Annotated in this window: 25 protein-coding genes; 14 read left to right on the top strand and 11 right to left on the bottom strand. The window is 71.5% G+C overall.

What is annotated here, in order from left to right; genetic code table 11:
• Positions 1–57 precede the first annotated feature (57 nt).
• The 7 genes from ACGFIQ_RS12655 (at position 58) to ACGFIQ_RS12625 (ending at position 5,008) form a co-directional block, all read left to right on the top strand.
• The gene (locus ACGFIQ_RS12655) at positions 58–1,161 is read left to right on the top strand and encodes an alpha/beta fold hydrolase (RefSeq protein ID WP_393243064.1); all 1,104 of its coding nucleotides are present in this window, start codon (positions 58–60) and stop codon (positions 1,159–1,161) included.
• Complete coding sequence (gene tsaE, locus ACGFIQ_RS12650; protein ID WP_184178621.1) at positions 1,158–1,640, top strand: tRNA (adenosine(37)-N6)-threonylcarbamoyltransferase complex ATPase subunit type 1 TsaE; 483 nt, start codon at positions 1,158–1,160, stop codon at positions 1,638–1,640. Before ACGFIQ_RS12655 ends, tsaE begins: the two co-directional genes overlap by 4 nt.
• A gap of 65 nt (positions 1,641–1,705) precedes the next feature.
• On the top strand, positions 1,706–2,407 hold the full coding sequence (gene ung / locus ACGFIQ_RS12645) for a uracil-DNA glycosylase (RefSeq protein WP_393243062.1): 702 nt from the start codon (positions 1,706–1,708) through the stop codon (positions 2,405–2,407).
• Positions 2,408–2,543: 136 nt separating this feature from the next.
• Entirely contained in the window at positions 2,544–3,221 is a 678-nt protein-coding gene (gene tsaB / locus ACGFIQ_RS12640; RefSeq protein WP_393243060.1) for a tRNA (adenosine(37)-N6)-threonylcarbamoyltransferase complex dimerization subunit type 1 TsaB, read from the top strand.
• Entirely contained in the window at positions 3,218–3,700 is a 483-nt protein-coding gene (gene rimI, locus ACGFIQ_RS12635; protein WP_393243058.1) for a ribosomal protein S18-alanine N-acetyltransferase, read from the top strand. Before tsaB ends, rimI begins: the two co-directional genes overlap by 4 nt.
• The gene (gene tsaD / locus ACGFIQ_RS12630; RefSeq protein ID WP_030330026.1) at positions 3,693–4,739 is read left to right on the top strand and encodes a tRNA (adenosine(37)-N6)-threonylcarbamoyltransferase complex transferase subunit TsaD; all 1,047 of its coding nucleotides are present in this window, start codon (positions 3,693–3,695) and stop codon (positions 4,737–4,739) included. Before rimI ends, tsaD begins: the two co-directional genes overlap by 8 nt.
• A 14-nt stretch (positions 4,740–4,753) precedes the next feature.
• A complete protein-coding gene (locus ACGFIQ_RS12625; protein ID WP_053660576.1) occupies positions 4,754–5,008 on the top strand; it encodes a hypothetical protein in 255 nt (84 codons plus the stop codon).
• Positions 5,009–5,031: 23 nt separating this feature from the next.
• Here the strand turns inward: ACGFIQ_RS12625 and ACGFIQ_RS12620 are convergent, their stop codons facing one another.
• From ACGFIQ_RS12620 to ACGFIQ_RS12585, 8 genes are all read right to left on the bottom strand, one after another.
• Positions 5,032–5,772, bottom strand: coding sequence for a DUF4142 domain-containing protein (locus tag ACGFIQ_RS12620; protein ID WP_393243056.1), 741 nt, complete (start codon positions 5,770–5,772; stop codon positions 5,032–5,034).
• Positions 5,773–5,923: 151 nt separating this feature from the next.
• Positions 5,924–6,220 (bottom strand): DUF1707 domain-containing protein, encoded by a 297-nt coding sequence (locus ACGFIQ_RS12615; protein WP_357078842.1) that lies wholly within the window; start codon positions 6,218–6,220, stop codon positions 5,924–5,926.
• 19 nt (positions 6,221–6,239) lie between these two features.
• Positions 6,240–7,421: an ROK family protein gene (locus ACGFIQ_RS12610; RefSeq protein WP_393243054.1), complete on the bottom strand. Its 1,182-nt coding sequence runs from the start codon at positions 7,419–7,421 to the stop codon at positions 6,240–6,242.
• A 22-nt stretch (positions 7,422–7,443) separates the two neighbouring features.
• Positions 7,444–8,706 carry a sugar ABC transporter permease gene (locus tag ACGFIQ_RS12605; RefSeq protein WP_393243052.1) on the bottom strand — a complete coding sequence of 421 codons (1,263 nt, stop codon included), beginning with the start codon at positions 8,704–8,706 and terminating at the stop codon, positions 7,444–7,446.
• Entirely contained in the window at positions 8,703–9,521 is an 819-nt protein-coding gene (locus tag ACGFIQ_RS12600) for an ATP-binding cassette domain-containing protein (protein WP_393243050.1), read from the bottom strand. The genes ACGFIQ_RS12605 and ACGFIQ_RS12600 overlap by 4 nt, the downstream gene beginning before the upstream one ends.
• Before the next feature lie 115 nt (positions 9,522–9,636).
• Positions 9,637–10,731 (bottom strand): sugar ABC transporter substrate-binding protein, encoded by a 1,095-nt coding sequence (locus tag ACGFIQ_RS12595; protein WP_393243048.1) that lies wholly within the window; start codon positions 10,729–10,731, stop codon positions 9,637–9,639.
• Positions 10,732–10,909: 178 nt separating this feature from the next.
• Complete coding sequence (ybaK, locus tag ACGFIQ_RS12590; RefSeq protein ID WP_393243046.1) at positions 10,910–11,389, bottom strand: Cys-tRNA(Pro) deacylase; 480 nt, start codon at positions 11,387–11,389, stop codon at positions 10,910–10,912.
• A gap of 46 nt (positions 11,390–11,435) precedes the next feature.
• Entirely contained in the window at positions 11,436–12,632 is a 1,197-nt protein-coding gene (locus tag ACGFIQ_RS12585; protein ID WP_393243045.1) for a methyltransferase domain-containing protein, read from the bottom strand.
• 259 nt (positions 12,633–12,891) lie between these two features.
• Between ACGFIQ_RS12585 and groES the strand changes: the two genes are divergently transcribed.
• The 4 genes from groES to ACGFIQ_RS12565 all read left to right on the top strand — a co-directional run bounded on the left by groES (position 12,892) and on the right by ACGFIQ_RS12565 (position 17,288).
• Positions 12,892–13,206, top strand: a complete 315-nt coding sequence (groES, locus tag ACGFIQ_RS12580) for a co-chaperone GroES (protein ID WP_030330046.1) — start codon at positions 12,892–12,894, stop codon at positions 13,204–13,206.
• Between the two features lie 70 nt (positions 13,207–13,276).
• Positions 13,277–14,917: a chaperonin GroEL gene (gene groL, locus ACGFIQ_RS12575; protein ID WP_393243043.1), complete on the top strand. Its 1,641-nt coding sequence runs from the start codon at positions 13,277–13,279 to the stop codon at positions 14,915–14,917.
• 127 nt (positions 14,918–15,044) lie between these two features.
• Positions 15,045–16,775: a molybdopterin-dependent oxidoreductase gene (locus ACGFIQ_RS12570; protein WP_393243041.1), complete on the top strand. Its 1,731-nt coding sequence runs from the start codon at positions 15,045–15,047 to the stop codon at positions 16,773–16,775.
• A 231-nt stretch (positions 16,776–17,006) separates the two neighbouring features.
• Positions 17,007–17,288, top strand: a complete 282-nt coding sequence (locus tag ACGFIQ_RS12565) for a hypothetical protein (RefSeq protein ID WP_393243039.1) — start codon at positions 17,007–17,009, stop codon at positions 17,286–17,288.
• A gap of 343 nt (positions 17,289–17,631) precedes the next feature.
• Here ACGFIQ_RS12565 and ACGFIQ_RS12560 read toward each other — a convergent pair whose 3' ends face one another.
• Entirely contained in the window at positions 17,632–18,192 is a 561-nt protein-coding gene (locus ACGFIQ_RS12560; RefSeq protein ID WP_393243037.1) for a hypothetical protein, read from the bottom strand.
• 847 nt (positions 18,193–19,039) lie between these two features.
• Positions 19,040–19,423 carry a WhiB family transcriptional regulator gene (locus ACGFIQ_RS12555; protein ID WP_357067606.1) on the bottom strand — a complete coding sequence of 128 codons (384 nt, stop codon included), beginning with the start codon at positions 19,421–19,423 and terminating at the stop codon, positions 19,040–19,042.
• Positions 19,424–19,676: 253 nt separating this feature from the next.
• On the opposite strand from ACGFIQ_RS12555, the gene ACGFIQ_RS12550 reads away from it, so the two are divergent.
• Complete coding sequence (locus ACGFIQ_RS12550; RefSeq protein WP_393243035.1) at positions 19,677–20,489, top strand: response regulator transcription factor; 813 nt, start codon at positions 19,677–19,679, stop codon at positions 20,487–20,489.
• Positions 20,490–20,501: 12 nt separating this feature from the next.
• On the opposite strand, the gene ACGFIQ_RS12545 is transcribed toward ACGFIQ_RS12550, so the two are convergent.
• Positions 20,502–20,921 carry a DUF5319 domain-containing protein gene (locus ACGFIQ_RS12545; protein ID WP_393243033.1) on the bottom strand — a complete coding sequence of 140 codons (420 nt, stop codon included), beginning with the start codon at positions 20,919–20,921 and terminating at the stop codon, positions 20,502–20,504.
• 186 nt (positions 20,922–21,107) lie between these two features.
• Between ACGFIQ_RS12545 and guaB the strand changes: the two genes are divergently transcribed.
• Together guaB and ACGFIQ_RS12535 are read left to right on the top strand one after the other, a co-directional pair.
• Entirely contained in the window at positions 21,108–22,670 is a 1,563-nt protein-coding gene (gene guaB / locus ACGFIQ_RS12540) for an IMP dehydrogenase (RefSeq protein WP_357526305.1), read from the top strand.
• 30 nt (positions 22,671–22,700) lie between these two features.
• Positions 22,701–23,819 carry a GuaB3 family IMP dehydrogenase-related protein gene (locus ACGFIQ_RS12535; protein ID WP_393243031.1) on the top strand — a complete coding sequence of 373 codons (1,119 nt, stop codon included), beginning with the start codon at positions 22,701–22,703 and terminating at the stop codon, positions 23,817–23,819.
• Positions 23,820–23,871 lie beyond the last annotated feature (52 nt).

Below are 23,871 nucleotides of genomic sequence, written 5' to 3'. Positions count from 1 at the left end.
GAGCGCGAGGAGTGAGCCGGGGTTGCGAGCCCCGCAGTCGCGAACCGAGGTGGCGCCGTGAGTTATCGCATTCCGCGTCCGCGGACCGCGGTGGGCCGGGTCGCCGGGATCGTCGGCGCCGCGGTGGGGGTGGCCGCGGCGGGCCTGGCGGCCGGGGTGGCGACCGAGCGCACCCTGGTCCGCCGGCTCAAGGCCGACCCGGCCGACCGCTACGCACACGAGGCGTTCGGCGAGCAGCGGTACGACGAGGCGTTCCGCCTGGCGTTGCCGGACGGCACGGACATCCACGTCGAGGTGGTCGAGCCGACCCGGCCGGTGCCGGGGCACCCGACGGTGGTGTTGGTGCACGGCTTCTGCCTCGACATGGGCACGTTCCACTTCCAACGTCAGATGCTCGCCGCTCGCGGGGACTACCGGATCGTGGCGTACGACCAGCCCGGTCACGGTCGGTCCGGCCGGCTGGAGACCGGGGAGTACGACCTCACGGTGCTCGGCCGGACACTGCGCGAGGTGATCGACCGCACCGCCCCGGGCGGGCCGCTGGTGCTTGTCGGCCACTCGATGGGCGGCATGACCATCATGGCGTTCGCCGAGTTGTTTCCCGAGCTGTTCGGTGACCGGGTGGTGGGCACCGTCCTGATGGCCACCTCGGGCGGGCTCGTCGCGGAGACCAAGCTGGTCGCGCCCGCGCTGCTCGGCCGGGTCGGCGGCCCGGTGCTCTACATGGTCAGCAACGCCACCCGCTACGGCGGGCCGGTGATCGACAAGGCCCGCAAGTCGACGTCGAACGTGGCCTGGCTGCTGACCCGCAAGTACGGCTTCGGCACCCGCAAGCCCAGCCCGGCGCTGGTGTCCTACGTGGAGACGATGAATTCTCGGACGTCGGCCGACACGGTGACCCGCTACCTGCGGACCCTGGCCACCCACTCGCGCTTCCCGGCTCTGGCGGCGTTGGCCGCGACGCCGGTGCTGGTGGTGGTCGGCGACAAGGACATGATCACCCCGGTGGTCCACTCCGAGGAGATCGTCCGGCGGCTGCCACACGCCGAGTTCGTCAAGATCAAGGACAGTGGTCACGTGGTGATGCTGGAGCACGCCGACGAGGTCAATGCCGCGCTCGCGCGGTTCCTGGAGTCCCTGGGGAAACCGGAGGAACGGTGAGTCACGTCGTCAAGCTGCCGACCGTCGAGGACACTCGGGAGTTCGGCCGACGCCTGGCCGGGTTGCTGCGGGCCGGCGATCTGGTGTTGTTGACCGGCCCGTTGGGCGCCGGCAAGACCGCGCTCACCCAGGGCGTCGGCGCCGGGCTCGGTGTCGTCGGCGACATCACCTCGCCAACCTTCGTGATCGCCCGGGTGCATCGCCCCGATCCGGCCCGGGGTGGCCGGGTCGCTCTGGTGCACGCCGACGCGTACCGGTTGGGTGATGCCACCGACCCGCGCGCCGAGATCGACGACCTGGACCTCGACGCCTCGGTGGACGATTCGGTGACGGTGGTGGAGTGGGGTGAGGGCCTGGTGGAGCAGTTGGTCGACGCGCACCTGCGGGTCCGCATCGACCGCCGCGACGACGACACCCGGATCGTCGAGTTGGACCCGATCGGTGGCGACTGGGCCCGGCGACTCGCCGACCTGGGCTAGCCCGGCGGCTGTCGTACCCGATGCCTAGAGTGCGGGGGACCGACCCGCGCTGTGAGAGGTTCCTGATGCCCGACGACGCCCCCGCCCTTGACCTGTTGGCCCTGCTTCCGGAGCAGTGGCGTGCCGTGCTCGCCCCCCACCTGGACGCCGCCCGCACCACCGCGCTCGGCGACTTCGTCGCCCGGGAATACGCGACGCAGACCGTCTTCCCGCCCCTGGAGGACCTGTTCTCGGCCTACCGGCTGTGCCCGCCGCAGAGCACCCGGGTGCTGATTCTCGGGCAGGACCCTTACCACCGGGCCGGGCAGGCACACGGGTTGAGCTTCAGCGTCCGTGACGGTGTGCCGGTGCCGCCGTCGTTGCGCAACGTCTTCAAGGAGTTGGGCGAGGACGTCGGCGTTCCCAAGCCGCGCAGCGGCAACCTCGACGGTTGGGCCGCCCAGGGCGTGCTGCTGCTCAACGCGGTGCTGACCGTGCGGCAGGCCACCCCGGGCTCGCACGCCAACGCCGGCTGGGAGGAGTTCACCGACGCGACGATCAGGGCACTTGACGCGTCCACGGATCGGGTGGTCTTCCTGCTCTGGGGTGGCTACGCCCGCAAGAAGGCGGCCCTGGTCACCAATCCGCAGCACGTGGTGCTGGAGGCCGGCCACCCCAGCCCGATGAACCCGCGCGGCTTCCTCGGCAGCCGCCCGTTCAGCGCCGCCAACAAGGCGCTCGCCGACGCCGGCCTGCCCACCATCGACTGGGAGCGCACCGCCGGCTGACCTCCGCCGTCGACGGCTCGCGGCTCGCCGCTCGTCGCGCCGCCCCGGCCGGAACGTCCCCGAGAGCGGCCGGGGCGTAGAGGTCGAGGGCGGGGCGTGACCGGGGCGCGGGGCGAGGCCGCTAGGCTGGCTTACCGTGCTCGTACTCGTGGTGGACAGCTCGACCCCTGCGGTGACCGCGGCGTTGGTGGAGGTCTCGGCGGACGCTGTGGTGTCCCGGGCGCACCGGTGCACGGTCGATGCCCGCGCGCACGGCGAACTGCTCGCCCCTCAGGTGGACGCGGTCCTCGCCGACGCCGACGCGCGCCCACGTGACCTGAGCGCCATCGTCGCCGGGCTGGGCCCGGGTCCGTTCACCGGGCTACGGGTCGGCCTGGTCACGGCCGCGACGATGGGCCAGGTGCTCGGCATCCCCACGTACGGCGTCTGCTCGCTGGACGGGATCGGCTACCCGGCGGCGTCCGGTGAGCCGGTGTTGGCCGCCAGCGACGCCCGGCGCAAGGAGCTGTACTGGGCCGTCTACGACGGTGCCGGCCAGCGGATCGTCGGCCCTGAGGTGTCGACGCCGGCGGTGGCCGCCGCGCGCGCCCGGGAGTTGGGCGCGACGATCGCGGTCGGCGACGGCGCGCACCGGTACGCCGAGACTCTGGACCTGCCCGTCCGGGTCGAGCCGCGGTACCCGGACGCCACCGTGTTGGCGCTGCTGGCCGCCGAGCGGATCCGGGCCGGCGCGTCCGGCGAGCGGCTCACCCCGCTCTACCTGCGCCGTCCGGACGCCGTGGCGGCAACCGGCCGCAAACCGGTCCTGCCATGACCGGGGTACGACTCGAACCGTTCCGCTGGTGGCACATCGACGACGTGCTGCCGATCGAGGCCGACCTCTTCGGCGCCGAGCAGTGGTCGCCGGCCATGTTCTGGAACGAACTGGCCAACGGGCACCACTACCGGGTCGCCGTCGACGCGGACGGCTCGGTGCTCGGTTACGCCGGGCTCGCCGGTGTCCCGCCGGGCGAGGTGTGGGTGCAGAACATCGCCGTCCGCCGGGACGTGCAGCGGCGCGGCGTGGGCCGCGTCCTGCTGGAGGAACTGCTCGCCGAGGCGGCCCGGCGCGACGCCCGCAGCACCCTGTTGGAGGTCGCCGTGGACAATGCAGCGGCCCAGCGGCTCTACGCGACGTACGGGTTCGAGCCGGTCGGGGTGCGGCGCGGCTACTACCAACCGAGCAACACCGACGCGCTGGTCATGCGGCGCGACGCCGAGCCGACCGGGGACGGATCACACGACAATGGCTGACGAACCGCTGATCCTGGGTATCGAGACCTCCTGCGACGAGACCGGCGTCGGCATCGTGCGGGGGCACACCCTGCTGGCCGACGCGCTCGCGTCCAGCGTCGAGGAGCACGCCCGCTTCGGGGGCGTGGTGCCCGAGGTGGCCAGTCGGGCACACCTGGAGGCCATCGTGCCGACCATGGACCGGGCCCTGACCGAGGCCGGCGTCACCCTGGCCGACATCGACGCCATCGCGGTCACCTCCGGGCCCGGGTTGGCCGGCGCGCTGCTGGTCGGTGTCGCCGCCGCGAAGGGGTACGCGCTCGCGGCCGAGAAGCCCGTCTACGGCGTGAACCACCTTGCCGCCCACGTCGCGGTGGACACCCTCGAACACGGCCCGCTGCCCGAGCCCGCCATCGCGCTGCTGGTGTCCGGCGGGCACTCGTCCCTCCTGCTCGTCGACGACCTGGCCCGGGGAGTCACCCCGCTGGGCGCCACCATCGACGACGCGGCCGGCGAGGCGTTCGACAAGGTCGCCCGACTGCTGGGGCTGCCGTTCCCGGGTGGGCCGCCGATCGACCGGGAGGCCCGCGCCGGCGACGCCGCCTCGATCGCCTTCCCGCGCGGGCTGACCGCCGCGAAGGACCTCGCCGCCCACCGGTACGACTTCTCGTTCTCCGGCCTGAAGACGGCGGTGGCCCGGTGGGTCGAGGCGCGTCAGCGGGCCGGTGAGCCGGTGCCGGTGGCCGACGTGGCGGCGTCCTTCCAGGAGGCGGTCTGTGACGTGCTGACCAGCAAGGCGCTCGCCGCCTGCCGTGCGCAGGGCATCGAGACCCTGGTGATCGGCGGGGGAGTGGCGGCGAACTCGCGGCTGCGGGCGATGGCCGAGCAACGGGCCGAGAAGTACGGCATCCAGGTGCGGGTGCCCCGGCCGAAACTGTGCACCGACAACGGGGCGATGGTGGCGGCGCTCGGGTCACACCTGGTCGCCGCCGGGGTCGCGCCCAGCCGGCTGGATCTGCCGGCCGATTCGGCACTGCCGTTGACCACGGTCAGCGTGTGACGGGAGCGCCGGACATGATCGTGCGGATGTGGGAGGCACGCGCCGAGGCGTACGGGGTCGCCGACCTGATCACCTGGGTGTGCGACACCGCCCTGCCCGAGTTGGAGCACGATCCACTTCACGTGTCCAGCGAGGTCTTCTCCTCCACCGACCACCGCGTGGTGGTCATCTCCAAGTGGCGCAGCAACCCGCGCCCGCTGCCCGATCCGCCCGCCCTGCTGGTGGCCCGCGCCCCGCACTCCTGGGACTTCACCCAGGTCGACCGCTGACGCGGGCCACCAACGAGGGGCGGTCAGCCGCGGCGCAGCATCCGGTACGTGGCGATTCCGCCGGTGCCCAGCGCGGCGAGGAAGACCAGCCAGACGACTGTGCTGCTGACCCCGACCTGTGGGCCGGAGTTCGCGGCGGCGGCGGCCAACAATCCGTCCTCGCCGGGGGCGGGCAGCGCGGCCGGCGGCAGCTCCGGCCAGCGGACCAGCCCGGTGCTCTCCAGCATCTGCATGTGGTGCTGGACGAACGCGTTGGCGTCCTCGCAGAGCTTGCGGACTGTGGCGTCCCGGGTGCTGGCCCGGACCGCGCCGATCACCGGGAAGATCTTGCCGTGGGCGACCCGGAGCCGGGTGACGAAGATCTGGTCGAACCGGGCGCCGGAGGCCTTCTGCATCTCGGCCAGCCAGCCCTTCTGCTCGGCCGTCGGCTCGCTGGGGATGCTCGCGCCCAACTTGTTTGCCGCGTCCACAGTGAGCTGGTCGAGCCGCTGGTGCTCGCTGGCGATGCCCGCGCCGATCTCCCGGACCTTGGCCGACTGCCCCTTCTCGGCGGCCATCTGGCCGGCGGGCATCTCCCACAGCCCGGCCAACCGGACCCCGTTGAGCAGCGTCATGTCGGCGGCGTTGAGCTGCTGACCGCCGGCCGGTGCGGCGACGGCCACGCCGGGCAGGACACCGACCGCCGCGATGATCGCGATGAGCAGCAGCGCCGCTCGATGGGTCCGGTTGCCCAGTCGGTGGTGGGCGGATCTGAGCGGTGCCATGTCTGTGGGGCCTCCTCGGTCCGGACCGAAACGCGTCTGGACCGGGCAGCCACGTCCCTCCAGGCTGCCCGTCCGCCCACTGGTACGGACTGATCGCGCGATCAGTTCATCTGAAGGGCGACGCGGATCAGCGGGAAGCGGGTCGAGCCGATCAGCGGGTGACGGCGAGGAAACCGCCGAGCAGCAGCAGAGTGAGCGCGGCGGCGGCGAAGAGCATCAGCAGCTCCCGACGACCGTGCTCGACGGGGTCGGCACTGCCGGCCGGGGCGGGCAGGGGTGGCAGGTCGCGGGTCAGCGCGGCCAGGTCACCGAGGGTGCGGGCGGTCCACACCGCACCGGCCCGATCGGAGAACTCGTCGAGGGTCAGTCGGCCCGCCGCGGTGTGCCGGTGCAGCTCGGCGACCACCCGGTTGCGGTCGTCGTCGGAGGCGCGCAGCTCGACATCCACGCTGGACAGCGTACGCGGATCAGCCCACATCGAGGGGGTCGGCGAGGAGCCGTTCGAAGGCCAACTCGGCGGCCCCGAGCAGGGGTGCGTCCTCGCCCAACTTCGGCGTACGCAGCCGGACGTGCTCCAGGCAGGCGGCGAGCGCGTTGGAGTTGAGTCGGCTGCGGACCTGGGCCGCCGAGGCGAGGTAGAGGTGGCGCATGGTGCCGCCGAAGATGACCATTTCCGGGTTGAAGACGTTCACCAGGTTGGCCAACCCGAAGCCGAGCCAGTCACCGGCCTGGCGGACCGCGGTCTGGGCGCGGGCATCGCCCCGGTCGGCGGCGTCGAAGACGGCCAGCAGCGCGTCGGGACCTCGGGCGTCGGAGCGTCCGGCGGCGCGGAGCAGGCCATGCTCGCCGATCTCGGTCTCCCAGCAGCCCCGCGAACCACACTGACAGGGCCGCCCGTCGACGACCACCTTCATGTGGCCGACCTCGCCGCCGTACCCACCGTGCCCGGTCAGCCGACGCCCGCCGGCGATGATGCCGGCACCTACGCCGACGTCGCCGTACAGGTAGATGACGTTGTCGCAGCCGGCTGCCACACCCCGTGCGTGTTCGGCGAACGCGGCGACGTCCGCCACGTTGCCCACCGTGACCGGCACCCCGATGCCCAGTTCGGCGGCGAGGGTCGCGCCGATCGGCTCGTCCACCCAGCCGGTGGTGGGGCCGAGTCGCACCAGGCCGTCGTCGCGGCGGACGATGCCGCAGACCGCGACGCCGGCGCCGACGCAGATCGCGTCGTGCGGCACCGTCTGCTGCATCTCCTTGAGCGCGCCGGCCAGCAGCGGCGCGGCCTCCGCGGCCTGCAGGCCGCGCGGTCGGTCCAGGTCGCGGCGGTCCAGGACCGCGCCACCCAGCCCGATCCGGGCCGCCCGCAACCGGTCCACCTCGACGGAGTACGCGTACGCGTAGACCCGGGCCGACTCGGGCCGGACGACCAGTGACGGTCGGCCGGCCCGGCCGGTCTCCTTTGGTGCGCCCTCGCTGACCAGCCCCACCGCGGACAGGTCGGCGGTGAGCGCGCCGATGGTGCTGCGGTTGAGGCCCAGCGTGGTGGTCAGTTCGGCGCGTGTCGTCGCCCCGTGGACGTGCACGTGCCTCAGCAGGGCCCCGAGGTTCTGCCGTCGGACGTGATCCTGGCTCGGTCCTGGGCGCATCCTGGTGCTACCTCCCGCGCGGCTAGCGGGTGCCGGTGGCTGCCGCGCGGCGGCGGGAGAGTGCGTCGACGCTGGCGGCGAGCAGCAGCACAATGCCAGTTACCACGTACTTGACTCCCGCGCTGTAACCCATCAGGCCCATTCCGTTCTCGATGACCGCGACCACCGCGCCGCCGAGGACGGCGTCGAGGACGCGGCCCTTGCCGCCGAAGAGGCTGGTGCCGCCGATCACCGCCGCGCCGACCGCGTAGAGCAGTACGTTACTGCCCCCGGTGTTGGGGTCGACCGAGTTGGCTCGGCTGGCCGCCACGATGCCGCCGATGGCGGCCATGGACGAGCAGATCACGAAGACGGAGATCCGGATCCGGTCGACGCCGATGCCGGCCCGGCGGGCCGCTTCCCGGTTGCCGCCCACGGCGTAGATGTGCCGGCCGTAGCTGGTGCGTTGGAGCACGAAGGTCCAGATGACAAGCAGCACCGCGATGATCGGCACCACGATCGGCACACCCTTGAGCGAGACGATGAGGACGTTGCGGCTGCGCTCCAGGTTGAGCACGTACACCGCGGTGCCGAGGATGACGGCGAGCCCGCCGATCCGCAGCGCCACCACCGCGATCGGGTCGGTGATCAGACCGCGGGCCGACCGGTTGCGGTGGCGCAGCAGCTGCACCGCCGCGTAGCCGACGACGGCGACAGCGGTCAGCGCCCAGCCCAGGACGGGGGCGAGGTTGCGGTTGGCGATGGCGACCAGCACCTCGTCGCGGACGGAGATGTTGGTGCCCTCCTGCACGAGCAGCAACACGACGCCCTGGAAGGCGAGGAAGCCGGCGAGAGTGACCACGAAGGACGGAATGCCGATCTTCGCGACCAGCAATCCGAGCGTGGTGCCGATGACCACACCGGTGGCGATCGCGGCGAGCACGGCGACCCACCAGGGGTAGCCGAGTACGGTGACCACATTGGCCAGCACTGCCGCGCAGACGCCGCTGGCGAAGCCGGCGGAGAGGTCGATCTCGCCGAGCAGCAGCACGAAGACCAGGCCCATCGCGATCAGTGTGACCGCCGCACCCTGGGTGAAGAGGTTCGCGAAGTTGCCGGCCGACAGGAACGACGACGGCCGCATGATCGCGAAGACGGTGCAGAGCACGATCAGGCCGAGCACGGCGGGGAGCGCGCCGACGTCGCCGCCGCGTACCCGGCTGACGTAGTTGCGGACGTGGCCCCCGACGGTCGGCGCCGGTGTGACGGCCGCGGGGCCGTCCTTCCGCACGGCGGTGGTGGTCATCGGGCGCCTCCTGAGATCGAGTCGGCCGGCTGCGGGCCGTCGCCGTTGCTGCCCGGGTCGGTGGCGAGGCCGAGCCCGCCCGAGCGCCCGGCGGTGATCAGCTCGACCACCTGGGCATGCGTGATGTCGGTGGTCTTCACCTGGGCGACCATCTGGCCGAGGTACAGCGCGGCGATCCGGTCGGAGACGGCGAAGACGTCGTTCATGTTGTGCGAGATGAGCACCACGGCCAGGCCGTTGTCGGCGAGACGGCGGACCAGTTCGAGAACCTGGGCGGTCTGTGCCACGCCGAGCGCCGCGGTCGGCTCGTCCAGGATGACGAGCTTGCTGTTCCACAGCACCGCCTTGGCGATGGCCACGGTCTGGCGCTGACCGCCGGAGAGGCTGGAGACGTGTTGACGCAGGGAGGTGACGGTGCGGATGGAGAGCCCGGCCAGCGTCTCGGCGGCGAGCTGCTCCATGCTCGGCTCGTCCAGGACGATGCCGCTGTGCTTCTCCCGGCCGAGGAACATGTTCTGCACGATGTCCAGGTTGTCGCAGAGCGCGAGGTCCTGGTAGACGACCTCGATGCCGAGCGTGGCGGCGTCCCGGGGACTGCCGATGTGCACCGGTTCACCGTTGAACAGGATCTCGCCGGCGTCGGTGGGGTGGATGCCGCTGATGCACTTCACCAGGGTCGACTTGCCGGCGCCGTTGTCGCCGACCAGCGCGGTCACTTCGCCCGGGTGGACGGTCAGGGCGACGTCGCGGAGCACCTGGACGGGACCGAAGCTCTTGTCGATCCCGCGGAGTTCCAGCAGGGGGGTCGCGGACACGGGGTGTCTCCTTCGCGAGGGAGGTCGGGGCCCGTCCGGCGGGCGCCGCCCGGCACGGGAGGGGTGCTCCCGTGCCGGGCGGCGATGGTCGTCCCGGCGGGTACTGCGGCGTCGGTCAGCTGATGCCGGCTTCGCCGCAGAGCTTGGCGTACGTCCCGGTGCAGATCTGCTCCTTGGTCACGTAGCCGTCGGCGATGACGTCCTTGACGTTGTCCTTGTAGATGGCCTTCGGGGTGAGCAGCACCGAGGGGACGTCCCGGCCACCCTCCGGGTCCTTCACCGTCTGGCCGGTGTCCTTCTTCTCGCCCTTGGCCAGCGCGATGGCCAGGTCCGCGGCGGCCTTGGCCTCTTCCCGGACCGCCTTGTAGACGGTCATGCACTGGTCACCGGCGAGGATGTTCTGCAGGCCCTCCACGCTGGCGTCCTGCCCGGTCACCGGCACCTTGCCGTTGATCTTGTTCTTCTTGAGGATCGAGATGGCGGCGTTGCCGAGAGTGTCGTTGGCGGACAGCACGCCGTCGATCTTGCCCTTGGTCGCGGTGAGCTGCTGCTCGAAGATGGTCGCGGCGGTGGGGCCGTCCCAGCCCGGCACGGCGTCGTCCGGGCCCTTGGTGTACTCCTTGGAGTCGAACTTCGGCTTGAGCACCGAGTCGTAGCCGGCCTTGAACAGGGTGGCGTTGTTGTCGGTGGGGGAGCCGTTGAGGTACGCCACGACCGGGTTCTTGGCGCCCTTCTCGGTCAGGCACTTCGCCAGACCCTCGCCCTGGAGCTTCCCGACGGTCTCGTTGTCGAAGCTGACGTAGTACTGGGCGGAGCCGCCGAGGGTGAGCCGGTCGTAGTCGATGGTGGCGACGCCCTGCGACTTGGCCTTGTCGAGCACGGCCTTGCCGGTGCCGGAGTCCAGGTTGACGATCATCAGGGCGGTGACGCCGCTGGTGATCATCTGGTCGGCGATGGTCTGGAAGGCGGCCTTGTCGTTCTGGGCGTTCTGGATGTCGTATTGGACGCCGGCAGTCTTGAACGCCTCTTCCAGGAAGCGGCGGTCCGCCGTCTCCCAGCGGGGGGAGGACTTGCTGTCCGGAAGGATCACGCCGATCTTGGGAGTCTTTTTGGAGTCGGCCGAGCCGGTGCCGGAGTCGTCGCTGCAGGCGGTCAATCCGCCGGTTGTGAGCAGGCCCACGGCGGCGATGGTGAGGATCCCCTTACGCATGTGCAGGGTCCTTTCGGGGGTGGGGAGGTGGTGTTTTTGTTGTGTCCGGCAACGTATTTCGCGTCACACCGGCTCCACAAGACCGCGTAGGTGCCAAGTTTGTTGGAGGCGATAACAATTCAGCAACGCAACTGTTACTCCCCGGGTATCCCACGGTGAGTCCCCGTAACGACTGTCGTCAGCGGGTCTGCAACGACGCGGTGCGGGCGTCGGTCAGCGCCACCAGATCCGCCGCGGCCAGTTCGAGTTGCAGGCCGCGCCGACCAGCCGAGACGTAGATCGTCGGAAGATCCAACGCGGATTCGTCGAGCACGGTCGGCAGTCGCCTGCGCTGCCCGAGCGGGCTGATCCCACCGCGTACGTAGCCGGTGGCCCGCTCGGCGACCGCCCGGTCGGCCAGCGCCGCCCGCTTGCCACCGACCGCCGCCGCGAGCGCCTTGAGATCCAGCTCGCCGGTGACCGGCACGACCGCCACGGTGAGCGCGCCGTCGACCTCGGTCACCAACGACTTGAAGACACGCTCCGGTGCCACGCCGAGCGCCACCGCCACCAGCGCGCCGTAGTTCGGGGCGTCCGGCGACACCCGGTAGGGGTGCGTGCGGTGCGCGACTCCGCGCTTGACCAACAGTGCCGTCGCCGGGGTGCCCTGTCCTGCCACACCAGCGAAGCTAGTCGACCGGCCGGCCGAGGGCTTGACACGCGCCCTACTCGACCGGCCGACCGATCAGCACGGTCGGTGCGCCGGCGACCCGGGTGAGCACCAGGCTCGCCGCCGCGTCGCCGGCCAGCCGCAAATCCCGGCGCAGTTGCTCCGGGGTGAGCGCGGAACCCCGCTTGAGGATCTCCACCCGGCCCACCCGGCGCTCGCGCAGCAGCGCCCGCAGTCGCTTGAGCGAGAACGGCAGCACGTCGGTGATCTCCAGGCAGCGCGCGTACGGGGTGCGGGTCGGCTGGTCCGCGTAGAGGTAGGCGATGCTCGGGTCACCCAGGTTGGCGTCCAGTTCGGCGGCCAGTTCGGCGACGAGGTGCGCGCGGATGACCGCCGCGTCCGGGTCGTACAGGTAGCGCCGGGGTGGCCCGACCGACGCCTCGTCGGCACCCGAGCCGGTGAGCTGGTGGCGGTGGGTCTCGGCGCCCTCCTGGCGGTAGAGGGTGGCGCGGCGGGGCACCTCCGCCAACTCTCCGCACCAGAGCGCGGCCTCGACCAGGTCGCCGTCCACACCGACCCACTCCGCCTCCGCACCGACCGGGATGAGCGCGTGGTCCAGGCCCGGCGCCACCTTCACCACGGTGCGCGGCACCCGCTCGGCCAACCCGGTGACGAAATCCCACGGTGGCGAGAAGGCGCGCGGGTCGAAGATCCGCCGACCGGTGCCGCTGCTGCGGCGGGCCGGATCGCAGAAGACCCCGTCGACCCGGGACACGTCGAACGCGGTGGCATCCCCGCACTCGACGGTGAACAGCTCGGCCAGCCCGGCCGCCGTGGCGTTGGCGGCGGCCATCGCCGCGGTCACCGGGTCGGCCTCCACCCCGTACACCCGGATGCCGGCACGGGCGGCGGCCAGCGCGTCCGCGCCGAGGCCGCACCCGAGGTCGGCCAGGGTGCGCACGCCGGCCGCGGACAGCCGTGCGGCTCGACGGTCGGCGACCACCCGGCGGGTGGCCTGCTCCAGGCCGGGGCGGGTGAGGAACATCCCGGCGGCGACCGGGCCGAACTTGCCGGCCGCCCGGTGCCGCAGCTCGGCCTGGGTGAGCGCCGCCGCGGCCAGCGTCGGCGGAACCCCGGCCGCGCGCAGCGCCGACGCCGCGGCCAGCGGATCACCGCCGGCCAGACCGGCCGCCGTCGCGAGCGCGGCCGACCCCTCGGGGGTACGCAGCGCCGCCAGCTGATCGAGATCCACCCGGTCATTGTCCTGGTGGACCCGGAAATCCGGGCTGGCGGGGCGCGACTCGCTGGCACTCTCCTTGACGGAGTGCTAGCCACGGAATAACCTGCGATTAGCACTCTCACCCTGAGGGTGCCAGCTTCCGGGTCTCGCGACCCGGGTGCGCACGCCAGGCGGACCGGCACCCGCGACGACGGTCCCGCCCGGTGGCATGAGGCAGATTGACGCTGGTTGGCCCCGCTGGCCAGCAACGAAACCAGTACCCCAGGAGGGTATGCCCGTGACTACCGCGACCAAGGTTGCGATCAAGCCGCTCGAGGACCGCATCGTGGTCCAGGCGAACGAGGCTGAGACCACCACGGCGTCGGGCATCGTGATCCCCGACACCGCCAAGGAGAAGCCGCAGGAGGGCACCGTCCTCGCTGTGGGCCCGGGGCGCGTCGACGACAACGGCAACCGGGTTCCGGTTGACGTGCAGGTCGGCGACACCGTCCTTTACTCGAAGTACGGCGGCACCGAGGTCAAGTACGCCGGCGAGGAGTACCTGGTGCTCTCCGCCCGCGACGTCCTCGCGGTCATCGAGAAGTAAGCAACCGATCAGTTCCATTGCCCCGGTCCGGCTCGCCGGGCCGGGGCAATGGCGCTTCGAAGGGACATTAATGGCGAAGATCCTGAGCTTCTCGGACGACGCCCGGCACCTGCTGGAGCACGGTGTCAACGCCCTCGCGGACGCGGTCAAGGTCACCCTCGGCCCGCGCGGGCGCAACGTCGTCCTGGACAAGAAATTCGGTGCGCCGACGATCACCAACGATGGTGTGACCATCGCCAAGGAGATCGAGCTCACCAACCCGTACGAGAACCTTGGCGCGCAGCTGGTCAAGGAGGTGGCGACCAAGACCAACGACGTCGCCGGTGACGGCACCACCACCGCGACCGTGCTGGCCCAGGCCATGGTTCGCGAGGGCCTGCGCAACGTGACCGCCGGGACCAACCCGGCCGGCCTCAAGCGGGGCATCGACGCGGCGGCCACCAAGGTCTCCGAGGCGCTGCTCGGCCGTGCCGCGGAGGTCACCAGCAAGGAGTCGATCGCGAACGTGGCGACGATCTCCGCGCAGGACGCCACGATCGGTGATCTCATCGCCGAGGCGATGGAGCGGGTCGGCCGCGACGGTGTCATCACCGTCGAGGAAGGCTCCATGCTCACCACCGAGCTGGACGTGACCGAGGGTCTCCAGTTCGACAAGGGCTTCATCTCGCCGAACTTCGTCACCGACCTGGAGAGCCAGGAGTCCGTCCTCGAGGACGCGTACATCCTGGTCACCACCCAGAAGATCTCGGCGATCGAGGAGCTGCTGCCGCTGCTGGAGAAGGTCCTGCAGAACAGCAAGCCGCTGCTGATCATCGCCGAGGACGTGGACGGCCAGGCGCTCTCCACCCTGGTGGTCAACTCGCTGCGCAAGACCCTCAAGGTCTGCGCGGTCAAGGCCCCGGGCTTCGGTGACCGGCGCAAGGCGATGCTCCAGGACATCGCGATCTCCACGGGCGCCGAGCTGGTCGCCCCGGAGCTGGGCTACAAGATCGACCAGGTTGGCCTGGAGGTGCTCGGCACCGCTCGGCGCATCGTGGTCGACAAGGAGAACACCACGATCGTCGACGGCGGTGGCCAGAAGGCCGACGTCGCCGACCGGGTGGCCCAGATCCGCAAGGAGATCGAGGCCTCCGACTCCGACTGGGACCGGGAGAAGCTGGCCGAGCGGCTGGCGAAGCTCTCCGGTGGCATCGCCGTCATCAAGGCTGGCGCGGCTACCGAGGTCGAGATGAAGGAGCGCAAGCACCGCATCGAGGACGCCATCGCGGCGACCAAGGCCGCGGTCGAGGAGGGCACCGTCCCCGGCGGCGGCGCCGCCCTGGTGCAGATCCGCTCGGTGCTCGACGACGACCTGGGCTTCACCGGTGACGAGAAGGTCGGTGTCTCGGTCGTGCGCAAGGCGCTCGTCGAGCCGCTGCGCTGGATCGCCCAGAACGCCGGTCACGACGGTTACGTCGTGACGCAGAAGGTCGCCGACCTCGACTGGGGCAACGGCCTCGACGCCGCCAAGGGCGAGTACGTCGACCTGGTCAAGGCCGGCATCATCGACCCGGTGAAGGTGACCCGCAACGCGGTCACCAACGCCGCCTCGATCGCCGGCCTGCTGCTCACCACGGAGAGCCTCGTGGTGGAGAAGCCGGAGCAGGCCGAGCCGGCCGCCGGCGGCGGCCACGGCCACGGCCACGGCCACCAGCACGGCCCGGGCTTCTGACCCGGTAGCTGAACCGGGGCACACCGCCGTACGGCGGTGTGCCCCGGTTCGCTCTTTGAGCCGGTAGGTCATTACCGAACGCTGACGTTGCTGGCTACCGGGCAAGATGATCGCGCACACTGGGCCGATGAGCACCACGTCGCGGCGGTACGCCGCGCTGGCCGGGGTCACCGCCGCCGCCGTCGCGATCGGAATCGCCGAACCGGTGGCCGTGCTGACCGGCCCTCGGTCGGCGCCCCTGGTCGCGGTCGGCGGGGTGGTCGTCGACGCCGTCCCCGAGTCGCTGAAGCAGTTCGCCATCGACGTCTTCGGCACCGCCGACAAGATCGCACTGCTGGTCGGCACGGGCCTGCTGCTCGGAGCGTTCGCCGCCCTCTTCGGTGTGCTGGCCGTCCGCCGGCTGGCACTCGGCCTTGCCGGCATCGCCGCGTTCGGCGTCATCGGCGTGGCCGCCGCCCTGACCCGCTCCGGTGCCGACGCGGCCGACGCGCTGCCGTCACTCGTCGGTGCCGGCCTCGGCGCCCTGGTGCTCTGGCTGTTCATCGCCGGCCCGTTCGAACTGGACCCCTGGTCCTGGTCACCACCCACACCGATCGTGCCGCCGGCCGGGTCGGTGCCGCCTGCCGGGCCGGCGCGGGGGGCGGAGGCCGAGCCGTCCTCGGCGGCCTCGCCGACGTCCGAGAGCCTGCCGGCCGCTTCGGTGTCGCCGGTTGGTCCGGTGACGCCCGCTGCGCCGGTGCCGGTGGCTCCGGGCGGGCAGTCCGCAGCGGAGGAGGCTACGGGCGTCGACCCGGAGTCGCGGCGACGGTTCCTCACCGGCAGCGGAGTGCTGCTCGGCACCGCCGTGGTGGCCGGTCTCGGTGGGCGCTGGCTGGCCGGCCGGCGCGGCGTGTCCGCCGCCCGCGACGCGATCCGCCTGCCCGCGCCGGTCGCCCCCGCACCGGCCCTGCCGGCGGGCGCGGACCTCTCGTTGACGCAGCTCGCGCCGTACGTCACCCCGAACTTCGGTTTCTACCGGATCGACACCGCGCTTGTGGTGCCCCAGGTCGACCCGGACACCTGGCGGCTGCGGATCCACGGGCGGGTCGGCACCGAGCGCACCTACAGCTACGCGGATCTGCTGGCCCGGCCGCTCGTCGAGCGGTACGTCACGCTTGCCTGCGTCTCCAACGAGGTGGGCGGGGACCTGATCGGCAACGCCCGCTGGCTCGGCGTACCCCTTCGGGAGCTGCTGGACGAGGTCGAGCCGGACGGCGATGCCGACCAGGTCGTCGGCCGGTCGGTCGACGGCTGGACCTGCGGCACCCCCACCGCCGCGCTGCGCGACGGGCGGGACGCGCTGTTGGCGGTCGGCATGAACGGGGAGCCACTGCCGGTCGAGCACGGCTTCCCGGTCCGGATGGTCGTGCCCGGCCTCTACGGCTACGTCTCGGCCTGCAAGTGGCTGACCGAGCTGGAGCTGACCCGTTTCGCCGACTTCGACGCGTACTGGGTGCCGCGCGGCTGGTCCGCCCAGGGCCCGATCAAGACCCAGTCGCGGATCGACACACCCCGGGGGCGTAACCGGCTGACCACCGGCCCGGTCACGGTCGCCGGTGTGGCCTGGGCGCAGCACCGGGGCATCAGCCGGGTCGAGGTACGCGTCGACGGCGGCCCCTGGCAGCAGGCGACGCTGGCCCCGACCGTGTCGGTGGACACCTGGGTGCAGTGGTCCTGGCGCTGGGACGCCACGCCGGGCGAGCACCGACTCCAGGTGCGCGCCACCGACGCGACAGGCGAAACCCAGACCGAGCGTACGCAGGGCGTCGCCCCGGACGGCGCCACCGGCTGGCACACGGTCACCGTCACCGTCCGCTGAGCGGGCGGCGCCGTTCCTCGCGCGCCGTGCGTCCTGGACGACCGGAGTACGCAGACTGGCGTATCCCCGATGACGTCGCCGGGCGGACGCGGACCGGACCGTACCGGGACAGGGGGAAGTCATGACTGTCACCGCACGGACGTTCACCATCGCCGGCCTCGTCGTCGGCGCCGCGGGCATCGGCGTGCTGTGGGCCGCCGGCGTCGAGTTTCCCGTCGCCGTACCGCCCGGATGATCATCCTGTTGGCTGGCGCCCTCTTCGTCGCGTTCGCACCGTGGCGCTGGTCGCCCGCGGTGGGCGCGCTGCTGGGTCTGTTCGTCGCCGTCGGGTTCGCGATCAGCCCGACCGGGGTGGACAACCTGCTCGGGCGGCACGGCGCCGACGTGGCGAGCGGACAGTTGATCCAACTGATCGGGGTGCTGACCGCGCTGGTCGCCGGGGCGCTCGCCACCAACGCCGCCCGTCGGATGCCACAGAGTCACCCATCCCGGCGGCCGGGGTTCACTCACTGAGGTCGTCGGCGAGCAGATCCATCAGCGGGCGTCGGGGGCGGGTCGACTGCTGCGGCCTCGACGCCACCAACCCGAAACCAACCTCCTGCACCCTCGCCGGAGGCGAGATCTTGGACAGTTTCCGTTTCGCGAGAACTGTGCTGTCCAAGATCTCGGAGCATCCGGTTCTTGGGCGGGGGTGGTTGCGGGCAGCGGGCAGCGGGCCGCAGACCGTCATGCGGTCAGACCCGGGAACGCCGCTGGCCGGCACCCCGAGTTGTGGGTGCCGGCCAGCGGTCGGTGTCGTGCGGTGGTGCGGTGGTGCGGTGGTGCGGTGATGCTGGTCGTGTGGTGGTGTGGTGGGTCAGCTGTTCCAGTGCTGGTTGACGAGGTCGGTGGCCTGCTGTTCCCACTGGGCGTACGCGTCGGGGTACGCGGAGACCTGCACGGTCTGCGCGGCCTCGGTCAGCGGCATGTCCTGCCAGCCGTCGACCTGCTTGAGGCCCTTGAGGAACGCGGTGGTGGAGTAGGCGGGGTCGGTGATCTGTTCCGGGGTGCCCCAACCGCTGGACGGGCGCTGCTGGAACAGGCCCAGCGAGTCGTGGTCGTTCATGTCACCCAGGTGACCCAGGTTCTCCAGCTTCGACTCCTGCAGGCTCGTCGCGATCGAGATGACCGCGGCGCGCTCGGGCAGGCCGGCCTTCTTCGTCGCGGCGATGATCGCCTTGACGTTGGCGGTCTGCTCGTCGTTGAGGGTGATCCGGGACTGCTCGCCCTGCGGCTTCGGGGCGGTGCTCTGCACGGCGGCGGCGACGGGCTTGGCGTCGACCGGGTTGGCGTGCGCGGCGATCGGACCGGCGAACACACCACCGGCGAACGCCAGACCAGCAACCGACAGGACACTCTTACGCATGATCGTGTTCATGGGGGTAGCTCCTTCGGGGGTAGGACACCCACTGCCGCCAAGGGGGAACGGTGACGGTGGGTGTGAGCACCTCGTCCGGCGCTGCACAAACAGACGGGGAAAAGTCTGGGGGTGGCGCCTGCGGGCCGGGTTGGGCTGCGGGCGTCGGGGGTCGGCGACCTGCGAGCGGGGGCTCGTGGCGCCGGGGTCCAGGTGTAACGACCGGGGGGCCGGGGTCATTCCGGGTTGGCCCACCTGCCGGCACCCTCGTCGGGGCGGTGCGGTCGTTCGCCGGGACTGCAACGACCGGCGGGCCGGGGTCGTTCCGGGGTTGGCCCATCGCGCGGCACCCTCGTCGGGGCGGTGCCTGCGGTCGTTCGTGGGGACTGTAACGACCGGGCCCGGGTCGGCATTCCGACCTGCCGGGCCTGCATCCCACACCCCTGCGGGTCGGGCGGCGGGCCGGTGGTGCTGCGATCGTCAGGGTGTGTAACGACCCCGACCCGGCCACGATTCCGGCCCACGGGTGTGACCGGTAACTGGACAAACCTCGCGTAACATGCAAAGCCTGGACTCTGCGTCGAGCCCGAACCTCCCAGGCAGGACAAAAGCCCCAAACCTCTGGTCGTCGCTCACCTTTCGGGTCTCGCACTCGGCTTGATCCTCCCGGGTTTCATGAAATCGGGGTGTCCAGGTGGGCGGGATGCCCCGATTTCATGAAACCCGAGTCGATCAAGCCGGCGCAGCGCGACGGCGGTGGCGGCGTTGAGGGTGGCGCGTGGCGGCGTTGAGGGTGGCGCGTGGGATGCGGCCATGGCACACGAAACCGCGCCTCCGGGGCGGAGGCGCGGTTCGGGGACGTGTGGGGTCAGGCGACGTTGCGCTGGGCCGGGACTGTCGACTTGTGTGGGCGGCCCAGTCGGGCTTCCAGTCGTGCGACGTCGACCCGGGCGTGCCGGCGGTCGGCCAGGTCCTCCCAGCCGACGGCGAGCAGCCGGAGCCGTTCCGACTCGCTGAAACCGCCCCATACGCCGTACGGCTCGCGGACGGACAGGGCGTGCGCGGCGCACTCGGCCCGGACCGGGCAGGCGCGGCAGACCGACTTGGCGGAGGACTCCCGACGCAGTCGGGAAGAGCCTCGCTCGCCGTCGGGGTGGAAGAACTGGGCGCTGTCCCGGCCTCGGCAGGCACCGAGTCGCTGCCAGTCCCAGAGGTCGACGATGGGTCCGGGCAGTCTACGTACGTTCGACATCAGCACCCCTCCTCCCGCGCGGCTCCGCGAGAATCCATGTGGCCGGCATCCGGGCGGCGGGCCGCGCAGGCGCACCGTTCCCGGCCTGGACCCCCCGGTACCCGGGCCGTCGTCGCCTCACACTTCTGTGATCGAAAACGTCCTAGAAATTGCGGCCTTTGCACCAATTGTCGGAAAAGTTCGAAGGATTGCCGGGAACCTCCTCCCCAGCCGACCCCGTCATGGTCTGCTCGTTGGCGGAGAGGAGACCACAGTGCGTACCGTTCTTGTGTGCGTTCGGACACCACTCGCGGCCCAGCACCTTACTTCTGCTGCCGCGCGACTGGGGTTGTCCGCGATCGTTCGTACCGCCGTCTCCGATCCCGAGGTGATGCTGCGGCTCGCCGAGCGACCGGCCGACGTGGTGCTGGCCGACACGGCCCTCACCCGGCCGGACAGCGCCGGCTTCGTCCGTCGGGTGCTTGCCCGTGCGCCGCAGGCCGCGGTGCTGCTGCTCGGCACCGAGGAGTCCGAGGCGGCGGCGGCCACCATCAGCGCTGGGGCCCGGGGTCTCATCCAGAATGTCGACCATGATTTGACCAGCGCGGTGGCGAAGGCGCTGCTGCTGCTCACGGCCCCCGGACGGGCCTCGCGGCAGCGGATCACCGATCCGGCCCGGGACGCCGCGGCGGTGGGCGGTTCGGGTCGCTCCGGGCCGTCGCCGCGTGGCTCGGCCGAGCCCGGCTGGACGGGCACGCCCGGCGAGGGGCAGGCGGGTGTGCCGTCGGTGCCGGTGCAGCGGGGTGACGACGAGGCCGAGACCGGCGAATCGGCGGCCGATCAGGCCGATCCGACCCGGCCCGGCCCGAACACCCGGCCCACCCGGGCGTCGATCGGGCTCACCGAGCGAGAGCTTCAGGTGCTGCTCGGCATGGCCGAGGGCAAGAGCAACGCGGAGATCGGCCGGGAGTTGTTCGTGTCGGAGGACACCGTCAAGACACACGCCCGCAGGTTGTTCCGCAAGCTTGGCGCTCGCGACCGGGCGCACGCGGTGGCCGCGGGCTTCCGGGCCGGCCTGGTCGCCTGAGGCGCGCCGCCGTCACTCGGCGGCGGTCGGGGTGCCCGGCTCGTCCTCGGTGCCCTCGCTCAGGGTGTCGTGCACCCCGTCCGCGTAACCCCGGGCGTAGTCCCAGGTCACGTAGTGGTCCGGGTCGGGGTCGTACGCGGGCTCGTGCACCCGGGGGCGACCCGAGTTGAGCAGGTGTCGCAGGTTGCCGCGGAGCAGGTCCCAGTCGAAGTAGTGCGGCTCCCGGCAGTCCTCACATTCGATCACCAGCCCGCGGACCCCGATCGGGGCCAGCAGAGCCTGGTAGATCTCCAGGTCAGCGAGGTCTTCCAGCACATCCTGCCGCTCGACGTCGGTCAGCGGATCCGGCGTCGCGTCGTCGCCCGGGTCATCCAGATCCGCTGTCGGATCGGCCGGGTCGCCGTTGAACGGGTCGATGGGCTCGTCGTGCACCCCCTCACCGTAGACCCAACGCGGTGCGAACGTCCGCCCCCCGGCCTCGGCGCCGGCCCGGCCCGCCACGGACGAGTCGCCCAGCTCACTGGGTACGATGAGGCGACGTGCCGGCACCGTGGTGCGCTCCGGTGCCCGTCCGCGCCACCTCGCTGAAGCCCATCCGAGCAGCTCAGGGGAGCAATCGTGGAAAATTCGCCCAGCAACGATCTTCCGGCCGGCGTCGAGCACGCCGACCTGGGCGGCCACCTGCCCGAGCTGCCGGCCGGCTCTGCCCGCGTGGTTCCGCTCGGGCTCACCTTCGACGACGTGCTGTTGCAGCCGGGCGAGTCGGACGTGGTGCCCAGCCGGGTCAACACCCGGACGAAGCTCACCCGCAACGTCGAGTTGTCCATTCCGCTGCTGTCCAGCGCGATGGACACGGTGACCGAGGCGCGGATGGCGATCGCCATGGCCCGCCAGGGCGGCATCGGCGTGTTGCACCGCAACCTCTCGCTGGAGGACCAGGCGCTCCAGGTCGACCTGGTCAAGCGCTCCGAGTCCGGCATGATCACCAACCCGGTGACCGCCAGCCCGAACGACACGCTGCGCGAGGTCGACGAGCTGTGTGGGCGTTACCGCATCTCCGGCGTGCCGGTGGTGGACGGCGACGGCCAGCTGGTCGGCATCGTCACCAACCGGGACATGCGGTTCGTCTCCGAGCCGGACACTCCGGTCCGCGAGATCATGACCCACACCCCGCTGATCACCGCCCGGGTCGGTGTGAGCAAGGACGACGCCCTGGCGCTGCTGCGCCAGCACAAGGTCGAGAAGCTGCCGATCGTGGACGACTCGGGCCGGCTGCGTGGCCTGATCACCGTGAAGGACTTCACCAAGAGCGAGCAGTACCCGGACGCCAGCAAGGACGACGCCGGCCGCCTGCGGGTCGCCGCCGCCATCGGCGTGGGCGAGGACGCGTACAAGCGGGCCCGCGCCCTCGTCGACGCGGGCGTCGACGTGCTGATCGTGGACACCGCGCACGGTCACCAGCGGGCCGTGCTGGACATGGTCCGCCGGCTCAAGGCCGACGTCACCGTCGACATCATGGGCGGCAACGTGGCCACGTACGCCGGCGCGAAGGCGCTCGTCGACGCCGGCGCCGACGGCGTCAAGGTGGGTGTCGGGCCGGGCGCGATCTGCACCACCCGGATCGTCGCCGGGGTGGGCGTGCCGCAGGTGACCGCGATCATGGAGGCGGCTCGGGCCGCCCGTCCGGCCGGCGTGCCGGTGATCGGCGACGGCGGCATCCAGTATTCCGGTGACATCGCGAAGGCCCTGGTGGCCGGCGCCGACACGGTGATGCTCGGCAGCCTGCTGGCCGGTTGCGAGGAGAGCCCCGGTGAGCTGATCTTCGTCAACGGCAAGCAGTTCAAGACCTACCGCGGGATGGGGTCGCTCGGCGCGATGCAGTCCCGGGGCCAGGCCAAGTCGTACAGCAAGGACCGCTACTTCCAGCAGGACGTGCTCAGCGACGACAAGCTGGTCCCCGAGGGCGTGGAGGGCCAGGTGCCCTACCGGGGGCCGCTCTCCCGCGTGGCCCACCAGTTGGTCGGCGGTCTGCGACTGGCCATGGGGTACGCCGGTGCGGAGAACATCCCCGATCTGCACCGCCGGGGCCAGCTCATCCGGATCACCGCGGCCGGGCTGAAGGAGAGCCACCCGCACGACATCCAGATGACCGTCGAGGCGCCCAACTACCACACCCGCTGACCCACCACCCCCAACCACCTGGAGTCCCCCATGCGTGACGTGGTCGAGATCGGGCTGGGCAAGACCGCGCAGCGCGGCTACCACCTGGACGACATCGCCATCGTGCCGAGCCGCCGCACCCGGGACGTCGACGACGTGTCGACCTCCTGGCAGCTCGACGCGTACCCGTTCGGCATTCCGTGCGTCGGCCACCCCTCCGACGCCACTATGAGCCCGGCCTCGGCGGTGCGGCTCGGTCAGCTCGGCGGTCTCGGCGTACTCAACGTCGAGGGCCTCTGGACCCGCTACGAGAACCCGACGAAGGTGCTGGACGAGCTGGCCGGCCTCGACGAGGAGGCCCGCGCCACCAAACGGCTCCAGGAGGTGTACGCGGAGCCGATCCGCCCGGACCTGATCGCCGAGCGGGTGCGCGAGCTGCGCGCCGGTGGCGGCACGGTCGCGGTGCGGGTCTCCCCGCAGCACACGCTGGCGCTGGCCCCGGTGATCCTGGACGCCGGGGTGGACATCCTGGTCATCCAGGGCACCATCGTGTCGGCCGAGCACGTGTCGACCACCGACGAGCCGCTGAACCTCAAGGAGTTCATCGCCGACCTCGACCTGCCGGTGATCGTCGGCGGCTGCACGGACTACAAGACGGCGCTGCACCTGATGCGCACCGGCGCGGCCGGCGTGATCGTGGGCATCGGCGGCGACGAGTGGTCGACCACCGAGTCGGTGTTGGGCATCCGGGTGCCGATGGCCACCGCGATCGCCGACGCCGCGGCGGCCCGCCGGGACTACCTCGACGAGACCGGCGGCCGGTACGTGCACCTGATCGCCGACGGTGACATCCAGACGTCGGGTGACATCGCCAAGGCGCTCGGCTGCGGTGCGGACGCGGTGATGCTCGGTGAGCCGCTGTCGCTGTGCGACGAGGCGCCCGCCGGTGGTGCCTGGTGGCACTCGGCGGCGAGCCACCCGTCGTTGCCCCGCGGCGCGTTCGAGGTGGCCGGTGAGCCGCTCGGGTCGATGGAGGAGTTGCTCTTCGGCCCGGCGGACGAGGCCGACGGTCAGCTCAACCTGTTCGGTGGGCTGCGTCGGGCGATGGCCAAGTGCGGCTACCGCGACCTGAAGGAGTTCCAGAAGGTCGGCCTGGTCCTCGACCGCTGACCCCTGTCGCAGACACCGGAAGGCCGGCCCCGCGGTGCGGGGTCGGCCTTCC

Origin of the sequence: Micromonospora sp. NPDC048898, assembly GCF_043198035.1 — a bacterium.
Taxonomy (GTDB): domain Bacteria; phylum Actinomycetota; class Actinomycetes; order Mycobacteriales; family Micromonosporaceae; genus Micromonospora.
Note: the sequence above shows the minus strand (reverse complement) of the source record. Positions and strands in the feature narration are given on the sequence as shown.

Bases quoted from the DNA above. Each gene is read 5' to 3' on its own strand.
- ACGFIQ_RS12555 (WP_357067606.1), bottom strand. From the start codon at position 19,423: ATGTCGAACGTACGTAGACTGCCCGGACCCATCGTCGACCTCTGGGAC.
- ung (WP_393243062.1), top strand. From the start codon at position 1,706: ATGCCCGACGACGCCCCCGCCCTTGACCTGTTGGCCCTGCTTCCGGAG.
- groES (WP_030330046.1), top strand. From the start codon at position 12,892: ATGCCCGTGACTACCGCGACCAAGGTTGCGATCAAGCCGCTCGAGGAC.
- ACGFIQ_RS12570 (WP_393243041.1), top strand. From the start codon at position 15,045: ATGAGCACCACGTCGCGGCGGTACGCCGCGCTGGCCGGGGTCACCGCC.
- ACGFIQ_RS12565 (WP_393243039.1), top strand. From the start codon at position 17,007: ATGATCATCCTGTTGGCTGGCGCCCTCTTCGTCGCGTTCGCACCGTGG.
- rimI (WP_393243058.1), top strand. From the start codon at position 3,218: ATGACCGGGGTACGACTCGAACCGTTCCGCTGGTGGCACATCGACGAC.
- groL (WP_393243043.1), top strand. From the start codon at position 13,277: ATGGCGAAGATCCTGAGCTTCTCGGACGACGCCCGGCACCTGCTGGAG.
- ACGFIQ_RS12595 (WP_393243048.1), bottom strand. From the start codon at position 10,731: ATGCGTAAGGGGATCCTCACCATCGCCGCCGTGGGCCTGCTCACAACC.
- tsaD (WP_030330026.1), top strand. From the start codon at position 3,693: ATGGCTGACGAACCGCTGATCCTGGGTATCGAGACCTCCTGCGACGAG.
- ACGFIQ_RS12605 (WP_393243052.1), bottom strand. From the start codon at position 8,706: ATGACCACCACCGCCGTGCGGAAGGACGGCCCCGCGGCCGTCACACCG.
- ACGFIQ_RS12620 (WP_393243056.1), bottom strand. From the start codon at position 5,772: ATGGCACCGCTCAGATCCGCCCACCACCGACTGGGCAACCGGACCCAT.
- ACGFIQ_RS12610 (WP_393243054.1), bottom strand. From the start codon at position 7,421: ATGCGCCCAGGACCGAGCCAGGATCACGTCCGACGGCAGAACCTCGGG.
- ACGFIQ_RS12560 (WP_393243037.1), bottom strand. From the start codon at position 18,192: ATGAACACGATCATGCGTAAGAGTGTCCTGTCGGTTGCTGGTCTGGCG.
- ACGFIQ_RS12625 (WP_053660576.1), top strand. From the start codon at position 4,754: ATGATCGTGCGGATGTGGGAGGCACGCGCCGAGGCGTACGGGGTCGCC.
- ACGFIQ_RS12535 (WP_393243031.1), top strand. From the start codon at position 22,701: ATGCGTGACGTGGTCGAGATCGGGCTGGGCAAGACCGCGCAGCGCGGC.